Annotated in this window: 2 protein-coding genes and 2 pseudogenes; all 4 read left to right on the forward strand. The window is 40.3% G+C overall.

The window, feature by feature from the left end; translation table 11 throughout:
• Positions 1–271: 271 nt before the first annotated feature.
• The 4 genes and pseudogenes from MCQ_RS02195 (at position 272) to MCQ_RS09905 (ending at position 11,078) form a co-directional block, all read left to right on the forward strand.
• Entirely contained in the window at positions 272–2,035 is a 1,764-nt protein-coding gene (locus MCQ_RS02195; protein WP_006923270.1) for a ShlB/FhaC/HecB family hemolysin secretion/activation protein, read from the forward strand.
• Positions 2,036–2,060: 25 nt separating this feature from the next.
• The gene (locus MCQ_RS02200) at positions 2,061–10,073 is read left to right on the forward strand and encodes a hemagglutinin repeat-containing protein (protein ID WP_006923272.1); all 8,013 of its coding nucleotides are present in this window, start codon (positions 2,061–2,063) and stop codon (positions 10,071–10,073) included.
• Positions 10,070–10,457, forward strand: a pseudogene (locus MCQ_RS09505) (hypothetical protein). Before MCQ_RS02200 ends, MCQ_RS09505 begins: the two are co-directional and overlap by 4 nt.
• Positions 10,458–10,636: 179 nt before the next feature.
• A pseudogene (locus tag MCQ_RS09905) lies at positions 10,637–11,078 on the forward strand (hypothetical protein).
• Positions 11,079–11,946 lie beyond the last annotated feature (868 nt).

Here is an 11,946-nt window from a genome sequence, read left to right on the forward strand (position 1 = left end):
AATTATTATAAATACAATATGAACGAGAATTGAGTTTAAATATTTTATTAATTTATGCATTATGTGTTTTTTTGTTATTAATTTACTACATAAAAGATATATAGATAGAAATAAGGAGTATGATTTTAAATAAAACAGAACGCTGTGCACACTTTTAATAAGGATAGACGATAAAGAAGTAGTTATTTTTGCCTTTCAAATGAATGTTCTGTCATCACCAGATTTTCTTTAGGTGGTTTTCATGAATTAAAATGCGTGGAGCCAATCTATAATGTTTTTTATAATATTAAACCAAGATCGCCTATTAAGAATTTTTATTTCTTTTATTTTATTGTTTAGCTTTTTAAATATTTTGACGGCATATGCGCAATCATCAACAGATGTTTTTTCTCGCCAACAGTTTGAGCAGCAAAGATTAGAGAATCTTGAGCATTTGCGTGCTTTAACGCCTAAAGTCATGAACAGTTCTCCTGAACGAGAGCAAGGTGCGCGCCTTGATGGTGGAGGCTGCTTTTCCATTCATCATATTGTTGTTGAGGGAGCTCATCATATAAAAAAGCACGCTGTTACAGCAGTAACAGAGCCTTATATTGGGAGATGTATAGGGCTTGCTGATATCCAAACATTGATCAAACAGTTAACCAAGCTTTATTTAGATAAAGGTTATGTGACGGCGCGTTTTTATATACCGGATCAAGATATCAAAAGTAGCAAGACGCTCAAATTTGTTGTTGTTGAAGGTAAGCTTTCAGAGATTTATTATAATGGTTCTCCGGCTTCCGCTCATAACAATGTTGTGTGGAGTGCTTTTCCGAGGCTTAAAGGGCATATTCTCAATATGCGCGATATTGAACAGGGGCTTGATCAGATCAACAGGCTTCAGTCAGCGCATGCCCAAAGTGAACTTTTACCTGGGCATGAGGAGGGAAGCACTATTGTTAATATTAACAATCAGCCTGACAAAGCTTTGAGGGTTAGTGTTTCTCATGATAATCTTGGCCAAGCCTCGACGGGTTATGCGCGTTATAGTGCGGGCTTAAAGGTAGAAAATATTTTAGGGATCAATGATGCGTGGGATTTTAGCTATCAACGCAGTGAACCCGACTATTGGGGCGAGAGCAAACAAGAGGGGCATAGCAATAATATTTCTGCCAGTGTGAGTATACCGTACGGTTATTGGACCTTTGCTTTCAATGGCTATGCCTATAATTATCAGAGCATTATCAAGGGCAATTTTACAGAGATTGAAACGACAGGGGATTCCAGTGAATTACACGCCAGCACAAGCACTGTTATACAGCGTGATAGTGTTTCACTGACCACACTCAATTTAGGTCTTTCTTATAAGAGAACCAACAATTACCTTCTTGGCAATAAGATTGAGGTTGGCAGTCGGCAATATAGCGTTGCTAATTTTGGGATATCGCATTCTCGCCAGATGCTTGGTGGGACTTGGACCTTTGACGTCAATTACTTGCAAGGTCTTAAATGGTTTCATTCTGTCAAAAAACATGATCCAGGGGCGGGGGATGCAGAGCCACAATTTGCTAAATTTACCGGCACACTGAGTACCATGACACCCTTTAAGGTTGGAGAGTGGAACTTTATCTTCAATACCCTTTTGGTAGGGCAATATTCACCGCATAATTTGTTGGGAGCAGAGCAAATTTCGTTGGGTGGGGCTTCTAATGTACGTGGCACACGTGAGAGTTTGCTTTTTGGCAATAATGGTTTTTTTAGCCGTAATGATTTGTCTTTACGCGCAGTACCTTGGAGCAACAGTGCACCTCTGAAAAAGGTTTTTGGCGAGTTTCGTCCTTATGTTGGTTTGGATTATGGATGTGTGTTTTCGCAATCTCAAACAGACAATCATTTGTATGGATTGACCCGTGAACAGCTTGCCGGTTGGACAGCAGGGGTCAAGCTTGTGGGGGGCATTGTCTCTCTTGATGCAAGCTATTCCAGCATTTTGTGGAGCACAGTCAAACACAACAAGTCAGGAACGGTTTTTGTGACGATCACAATGAATCTTTAAGCGTCTTTTATTGGGGAGTTAAAGCATGAGATATGAGAAGAAAGCAAACAGAGAAAATTTATTAAGCGTTTTAGTCTCCAGTACGATGCTCAAAAAGGTTTTATTTGGGGGATTTGGTTTATCTTTTCTGTTGCAGCCTTTAGCGGTTCAGGCGCAAATATCTGTTGATTCCAACGCCGGTGCCGTTCATCAGCCTGATATTGTAGCAGCCCCCAATGGGGTTCCGTCGATTGATATTGTCACACCCAATGGCAAGGGCTTGTCGCACAATAAATATCACGATTTCAATATTGACAATCCAGGTGTTATTCTCAACAATCATGCGCAAGAAGTAGGGCAATCTCAGTTGGGGGGCATTATGCCGGGAAATCCGCATTTGCACTATTCTGGTTCAGCAAAAGTGATTTTAAATGAAGTCACCAGTGGCAAGCGCAGTGCATTGAATGGTCCAGCGGAAGTTTTTGGGCATCAAGCTGATGTGATCATAGCCAATCCCAATGGCATAAGCTGTGATGGTTGTGGTTTTATCAATACACCCCATGCGACCTTAACCACGGGTGTTCCAGAAATTGATGCCAGCGGTTTTCTGAAAGGTTTTGAGGTCAAAGGTGGGGATATGACCTTTGGAGCAAAGGGAGCCAATTTTTTCTCTGGCAAGGGTTCGGTTGATATTGTCGATATTGTCTCACGCACGGTACATTTTGAAGGTGTTGTCGCAGGTAGGGAGATCGGTGTAACAGCTGGAACGGGGCACTTTGATTATGCTTCACGCGAAATGAAAGAACTTACTGATATTACTGGTAAACCGGAATATGCGATAGATGGTTCTGCACTGGGGGCCCTGCAGGCAGATCGCATTAAACTTGTTGCAACAGAAAAAGGTGTTGGCGTTCGGATGCGTCATGATATGGCGACAAATGCCGGGCAGCTACAGCTTTCTGCTGATGGGAAACTCTCGTTGAAGAATGTTTTTGGTCACGGGGGTGTTGTGCTCAAATCGAAAAGCCAGAGCGTGTTGGCAAAAAACATCACATCGAAAAAGAATATTGAGATTACAGCAAAAAAGGATGTCACTTTACAAACAGTTGCTGCCGATAGTCATGTAAAAATAGAGGTACAGGATGGGCTTTTATCGATTGCCGGAAACGCAACGTCTGGGGGCAATATGGAGCTGTCTTCGCGCCAGACTCTTAAAGTTTCAGGGCTTGGTTCTGGCGCTGATATGGCTCTTGAAGCAGGTGGAGATCTGAAGATTGAGGGGATTGTTTTAGCGCAAGGGAACCTCAAAGCACATGCCAGTGGTGATATCCAGGCGCAGCTTTTAGCCGGTGGGGTTGATATGGCGGCTACAGGTGCTATTGGTGTTGTTGTTCTTGGCACCAAAGGGGATGTTGATCTCCAGAGCAGTCAAGGGGCGATTGTCGCTGAAAGTGTTTATGGAGCAGGAGATATCACCTTGGTTTCACATAACGGGCTTTCTGTTTCTCAAACGATCCTATCGCATCAAAATATTGCTATTCATGCACAACCAAACACAAATACCTCCGTTCATTTTGGACAACTTTTAGCCAATGGCGATGCAAATATTAAGGGCGGGGCGGTTGATTTTACTTCTCTGATAACGAGGGGTGATACCATTTTAACAGTTGGAAGTTTGGATGCTGGGACGCTTATTACAGGTATCGTTGAGGGAGGCGAGATAGGTGATCTTGTTTTAGATGAAAATGGCTCACTTTTTATTACAGCACAAGAGGGCATCAAGGTTAAACAAATTGTTAGTGGTGGCAATATTGAACTTTTGGCCGGCAACGACATTTATTATGATCATGTCATGGGTTATGGCACCGCAACACTGACATCGGTGTCTGGAGGGATCAGTATTGAACATGAGCTGTCTGTTAGAGGGGATGTGAGATTGACGGCAACAACCCTCGATTTAAGCAATGATCGTTCTCATATTCACACGCCGCAAACGCTGTTTTTAAAGGGGGATACTATTGATATCTCAGGCAGCACGCTGATTTATGGCGGTTTAGACTTTAATAGCATAAAAGCTCTTGAGATTCGTCATGCATTGCTCAGAGCCATTACGCAAGAGGATGGGACTGGAGATATTCTCTTTATTGCTCCAAGTGTTATGGCTGATAAAGATACCTCTGTTTTGGCTGCCAGAGATTTCGTAATCAAAGCGGGGGCGCTTGAAAATAGCGGACAATTGGCATCGGGTCAGGATTTAGTCTTTACCGTGACGGGCGATGTGACCAATAACAAGACAGGTTTAATCTATGCAGGGGGGAGTGGTGCCCTCAAAGTCGATGGCACTGTGTTGAATGATTTTGCTGCCATTTTGGCAGAGGGTGATTTGTTTTTTGTCAATGCACAAGGCACCGGAAAGAGCCTTTCCCTTGTCAACAAAGCGGGCTTGATCCAAGCCGGTGGAACCCTCGCCATCCAAACAAAATCCCTAAAAAATCAAGCCGATAGTACGCCGGAAATTATCAAAACATCCCAAAATGCGACTATTTCATTCCAAAAACCAGAGCGCTTTGATTCAATTGAAAATGCGATTTTGTATCATACAACAAGTGTAGTACATGATTTTGGGATAAAAGAAAAATGGGGCGTCTCCTATAAAGAAGTTGAATGTTCAGGAGACACATGTGATCTTCACATTAAAAATTTTTTGCCCAACAAAGAAGCAACTTATGGTAAGATAACTTTAAAAGATGCGGTAATGTACAAGACGTTTACTTGGAAAGAGAGTGAAAATCTACTTTTTTATCAAGGGTATCGATGGAATAACTTGTCACATATGACAGAGAAAACTGTCACTGAAGCATTTTCGCATAAACCCACTATTCAGGGGATGATACAATCTAGCGGCAATCTCATCATTAATGCTGATACCATTGACAACCATTACAGTATTATAAGAGTGGAAGGAAACGCTGATATCCACGCCAATGTGCTGAGCAATTTAGGGGCAACGGCTTATAAAAATACCTTTATGGGCTGTAACGCAAATACGGATTATTATTGTTATGCTTATAACGCTGATGGAAGTCGTAATGTTGCTTTAGACATAGCAAGTAATGGTGCTCTTCGCCATATCAGTTCGGAAATTGCGGATACCGTTTCTGGTCTTGTTCAAGCGGGTGGCACGTTGAATCTGGTGGTTGAGACACTCAACAACATGGCTGCTGAAGGTTCCATTACAGGGGATGCGCATTTTAAGGCACAAGCCGTTGGGGGTGATCCACTGGGGGCACTGAGTGGTTTAACAGCAGCAGGTGCTTTGTTTACGCCAAACATCGCTATAGATGGTACAGCTGGTGTTTCGGATGGGAGTTCGTTGCCTTTACCAAAACCACAATCGGGTGGGGTTGGTGGCACCTTGCCGAAACAAAATTTCCTTTATGAAACGCGGGCGCAATTCCTCGATGTTGGCAAGTTTTATGGCTCAGCCTATTATTTAAACAGAATTGGTTACAATCCTAACAGAGAGATTTTTTTCTTAGGGGATGCTTATTTCGAAAAGCAACTGATTGAGAAACAATTGCGTGATCTTGTTGGTCAAGGTTTGGGCAAGGGCTCCTTTATTCCTGGCAGTGATGCCATTGAACAAGTCAAAACCTTGCTTGACAAGGGAGCAGAATATGTAAGAGCACACAATCTTCCCTTTGGTGATGCCTTGAGTGAAGAACAATTGGCTTCCCTAGAAGCACCGATGGTGATTTATGTGCGCCAACAAGTAAAGGGCATGGATGTTTATGCGCCTGTGCTTTACATTCCCAAAAAAGATAGGGCTTCCTTTGTCTCTTCTGGTGCGTTGATCATGGGGAGGGATGTTAATATCACCAGCCAAAATACGAGCAATTCAACGATAACCAATTCAGGGCTAGTTGAGGCATCACACCAATTACATATCAAGGGCTGTAATATTCTCAATCAAGGGGGACATTTAGCTTCTGGTGATAATATTGTTTTGGTTGCTGATAACAACATTCGTTTTGAAGCAGGTCATGCCACTGTAGAAAGCGTCAAGACAGCGTTAAAAACTGGTGCAATTTCTGCCAGTGGTAATGCTGTTGTCATTGCAAAACAAGATGTGACAGCTTCAGGAGTGTGTATCACAACAAGAGGGGTATTGGCATTGTCAGCAGAACAGGGAACCTTGTCTGTAGGAGCAGCAGCTATCACCAATCGTATGGGACAACGCGTTTCCGTCATACAGCATCAAACAGAAGTGAACTCTGGAAACTTGGTAGTACTTTTAGCAGGGAAAGATTTGAATGTTGTAAATTCTCGTGTTCAAGCCCACGATACTCTTCACTTAAAAGCTGCGCGAAATGTTTCGATAGATGCTATACATAATAACATGAATCATCATGTTCATGGTGAAACATCGCACCTAGCATTGCACAAAGGTTCTTATTTGAGTTCTGGAAAAGGCATCGCTGTCTCATCTGGTCGAGATATCCATGTTGCTGCTTCTAGTGTGGACGCTAAGGGCAATATTGTTTTTGGCGCACAAGGTGAAGTAACTATAAGTGCAAAAAAAGATCAAATGGAGTATCATCTTCAAAGTCAAAACACGACAATCGACAGGCATGTGTCAGCTTTTCTTGGAGCATCGATAAAAGCTGGGGGTGATATTAGTATGATCGCAGGTCAAGATGGAAAGCAGCATGACCTCAGCATTATAGGCAGTTCTGTTGCGGCTGATGGCAATGTGGGGCTGAAAGCTAGCAACGATATCTTGATTACCAATACAGAGAATAGTTTACAGCGAAAAATATCAGGTTTCGCAGGTGGTGGAGTGTTTGGTGGTGGTAAATCAGTTCATAACAATGTTGAGAGCACGCAAGTGGTAAGTGCAAACATAACAGGGGATGAAGGAATTACTATTGAATCTGGAAAAGATACACAAGTTATTGAATCAATTCTCATTGCCAATATAGCGGATGAAACAAAAGATCAGGTAAAAGCTAATATTTTACTTAAGTCCGGTAGGAATATTACCATAAAAGGAGGCCAAGAACGTTTTAAACAGCAAGAAAAGTTGACAAAAAAAGCATTTCTCACTGAGAAATCGTCAAACAAATCTCAGGAACATACAACAACAATTTCAAGCAACCTTGGAGCAGAGGGCAATATCGTGATAAAAGCAAAGAACGAGACGATAATCTCAGGCTCTCAAATGTTCACAGGGAAAGATATTGCTTTGATCGGGGAGAATGTCTTCATCGATGGCATGAAAGACTATCATAACACGTATTTACAAGAGCATAAGTCTGATTTTGGAATAGGTTCAGGTTCAGGTTTTGTATCTATCTGGGGAAAAAAATCAAAAACACAAACTGATGAAAGTGTTGAGCATAAAGGATCTTCCTTGGGTGCTGGTGGCAATATAAACATTGCTGCAAAGAAATCAAATGTAACTATGGTAGGCTCTGACTTTGCAGCGAATAAAGATATTACTCTTTTCGCAGTGCGTGATGTCAATGTTAAGGACGGTTATGGTAATTATACGTCGAACATGCAAGAAAAACAATCTGCTTTTGGTATTCAAGTGACAAAGAACCACAACGGTACTTCGATAGGCATTGGATTGACTTCTTCAAAGGACAAGGCAAATCAAGAGGGAAGTTCTTCAGTGCAATCGCATTTTATCGCGGGAAGAGATATTCAAATTAACACCGATCATAATGTTCATTTGCAAGCTGCAGATATTGTGGCAGATCGTGATGTGAAAATTGATGCCGGCAATGATGTCACGCTTTCGGAAAGCCATAATATATCCAACGGTAAAGAAATGCATGACAAATCATTTGCAGGTATCACAACTTCTGCCAATGCTGGCATTGTTGGCACGTTACAAGAGATGGGGGATGCAGTACAACATTTTGGTCATGGTGATGGAAAACACAAGATCGGCAAGATTGGCAAGATTGGCTTGAAAGGCTATGATCTCTATAACCAAAGCAAAAATTTGTACAATGGGATGAAAGGTAAAGCAACAAAAGATAATCTTTTCAATACAGCAAATGTTTCTGCCAACGTTACAGCAGGCTTTAAATCTGATAAAACAGAGGCGTTTTTTAATACCTCAATGGCGGTGACAGATAAAATAGAAGCTGGGCGTGCTGTGCGTATTGAAGCCAAAAAAGGGACTCTTCATGATGTTGGAGCAGATATTATCGCTGGAAAAATTTCTGCTTATACTCCAAATAATGATGAGTGCAATAATGAACACAGTGGAGAAATGATCCTGAAAGCAGGACAGGATATCAATCTTGAAGGTATCCAAAATGTGCAATCAAGTAATGGAAAAACTCAAAGCTCTTCCTTGAATATTGGTTATAGTTATGGCATCGATGGCAGGGGCTGGACAGGCAATACTTCTTTTAGTCAAGGGAAAGATTCCAGCGAGGAGGTTCAACACAAGAATAGCCATGTTATTGGCAAGGGCAATATTGATATCACCAGTGAAGCAGACACTTCGCTGGAAGGTGCAGCGGTTTCTGGAAAGGGTATAAAAGCAGATGTGGGTGGTAATTTCACCATTGCGAGCCGTAGTGATAGCGGGAAAACTTCCAAAAAACAAAAATCACTTTCTGTTGGTTATGGCGGTGAAAAAATTGCCAATCCAGGATCAATAAACTTCTCCTTACAGCAGGATAAATCATCAAGCCATTATAACAGTGTTGTAGAGCAATCAGGGATCAAAGCGGGAGAGCAAGGTTTTGATATTGCTGTTACAGGTAAAACAATCCTCACCGGTGGTATCATTGACAGTACAGCATCCGTGGACAAAAATACATTGACAAATGCAAGCATCGCTACCGAAGATATTGCTAACAGTGCACAGGCTGAATCCACAAGTGATGGGATCAGTATCGCTGTAGGTGGTGCATTGCAAGAGGGAAAATACGGCATTGCAAAAAACGTTGCTAAAAATGCTTTGGATCACGGGAAAGCCTATGATTCAGCTAAGGGGCAAACCAAATCTACGGTCAGTAGCGGTACGATAATCATTAAAGATGAAGCTAGGCAAAAAGCATCCACTGGGAAGGGTGCTGAAGAAACAATAGATGCCCTTAATCGCGATACAGCTGAAGCCCATCAGGGCATAGAACGGTTAGATGTAGCAAAGCTAGAACGTATAGCCCGTGCAAATCGCCAAATGAAAACACAATTTTTGGAAAAAGCGTTTAAATATAGTGATGAAGCCTATAAAACCATGTTTATCAAAGAGCATCCTATTGCTGTTATTAATCACGATGAAAAGAGAAGGATTATCTATTTAACAGATAAAAAGGGGCAGCTTTCTCCTCAATATCATTATTTAACGCCTGATGAAAAGCAGCACTTGCAAGTTGGCTCTGATGGTAAAGTCCATGTTTCAATTAATGGAATTTTTAACTCGGCAAATGGAGCAGCACGTTATGCGCTTCAGCATGCTGACAATAAGAATGAGCCACACTATTTTATATATTTCCCAAAAAGCAACTCGGTCGTATCAGAACTGTTGATAGCGGGATATCAAAAGTTTATGGAAAATAACTTTTTTGGTTTGAGCAATTCAACAAAGAAAGTACGCAATTTGATAATTCATCATGGCAATCATGGACTGCATTTTGATGCTTATAGCCGTGGCGGTATGACAGTGGGTAATGCATTGCAATCTCTAAACGAGAAGGGTATGTATGGTATAGCAGGCAAAACAACGATTAATCTTTTTGCACCGGCTTATAATGCTCAAGTTATAGCCGATACATTAGATAAGCTGAGTGGAGGAAAGCAAACCAGTGTCGGCTTAGAAAACCATAAATATGATTTTGTAGGTAGTTGGATTGGTGATAATCCAGCTACCTTCGATAAAGTGCCTCCTGGCAGTAATAGGTTAAAAGAAGCATTCGAAATGATGATGGATTCCATCACTGTCCATAGTTGTCTTGGAAGTGGGAAGCCAGGATGTAAAAAGCTCTATGGCACGCCTCACCGTGTACGAATTCCTTCGGGGAAAGGAAAATAAAACAAATCTTGAAATTATTAAGTCGAATAATTCTGTTAAGTATGGTTAGATGTAAGTTTAATAAACTTCGCACATCATATTTGGGGATGTGAGAGAAGTCGAGTGCAGATGTGATTGAGGTAGGAAAAGCGTTGTTAGAATGTGAAATGCCTACTCCTTATGATGAGGATCTAGAAAGCAAAAGCCTATGCATCCATTGAAGCTTGCATTATTCAATCAGGATTCTGTGATAAAGTAGGGAGAGGTAACTGGTATTATATTTTTAAAGAAGAATACCTGCCCATTTGTTGTCCAGGCGCTGTCATTCTTGAGAGAAGTGTCAAAAAGCGCTTGAATAGCTCTTTTTGTATAAAGTATCCAAAACAATCTGAATGCAAGTTTTAAGTTTTCTTCTGGTGATGATCAACAATTCCGACACTTTTGTTTTCGTTTGGAATGACGCGATTATTTTTTGCAATCTACCATTACAATACTTATCCATAGTTTTTTGAACAGAGAGGATAAAAAAATTAACAGGCTTACAAGCTTTTCCATCGTAAATAACCCAATTAAAGGAGGAGAAAATGAAGAAAATCTTGAAATTCTTGAGTGGGATAACTCTATTAAGCACGGCTAGATGTATTAATCAGCTCCCTCCATCGACTTTAGCATTATGAGGAAAGGGCGAGGGCCAATCAACTTGTGATCTAACAGGAACTGTCAAAATGTGGTTGGAAACCAGTTTATATTTCTCTCGAGAATATAGACTCGGGCGTAAGTGAATTTTTATCCGTTCATGAGTGTATGACCAAAGCAGGCTACCTGTATAAATTGCAAGATTCAAAGGGAATTTATTTTTTGACTGCTCAACGTAGTCACTTCTTTCTAACAAATCTTATGATAGCCGGATATCAGCAGTTTATGGATAATGATACCTTTGGTGTGACTAATTCGACGAAACAGGAACGTAAATTGATGAGACATATTGAAACGAATAGAAAGCACCAGCAAACAAAAAAGCTTTGAAAAGTAATAATCAGCAACATAATATTAAGCTAATTCTTAAAGAAGTAACCGGAAAAAATAACGGGAAAGAGAGAAAAATGATGGTTCTCTTAATAAAAATACAGGTAAAACTCATTAAGTTTGAGATCAGCAATATATTATTGATGTTTCAACTGTATGGATATTCCTGTCCGTTATTGTTTATCAAAACTTACTCGATATAAAAAAGTTTTTTATAGAGCACGGTGGTTAGTTGTTAGTATAATTGATTTTACTGAGAGAGTTAACTTTGATTGTTCTCAATTTCAGAATGGTGTCAACCACTTTATCTTATGTTTCTATCTGGAAATCCACAGTATTACGCAATTCACTTTTACGTAAATATTCCCTCAGCCTTAAATTTAATTAGAGATAATATCTTCAATTTTGTGTGAGGCAAGACTGCAACATTAAAGAACGTTTTCGTAAGCAATTTATTGTCTTAATGGTACAGCTATTGATGGTAGAAAATTAAGGCAGCCTTGCTTTGATACAAAAGTTCTATTTGCATCTCCAAATCTTTATTTTAGGTATTGATCGCTTTGGTATCGAAATTTGATCCATCAGCCGCTGTATATGGTAAGCATTTCCGCAGATTTTCGCTGTTATCAAAGAGCTTCTTATTGTTATTTCATTTCCCATACATTTTATCTTTTTCGTGTTTTATAGTGATTTTCATTATCAATATAAACTTATTGAGATTATTTTTTAGGCATTTTACATTACTTCTTAACGATGTCTAGGAGTTTTTTTCAAAGGTTGCAAGCGTAAATTGTGATTTTTTATTCTCGCTTTACATAAAACACAAAACAAATTATGTGTATGAATGTAAATCATATAAATAGTAGAT

The organism is Candidatus Bartonella washoeensis Sb944nv (assembly GCF_000278135.1).
GTDB classification, from domain to species: Bacteria; Pseudomonadota; Alphaproteobacteria; order Rhizobiales; family Rhizobiaceae; genus Bartonella; species Bartonella washoeensis.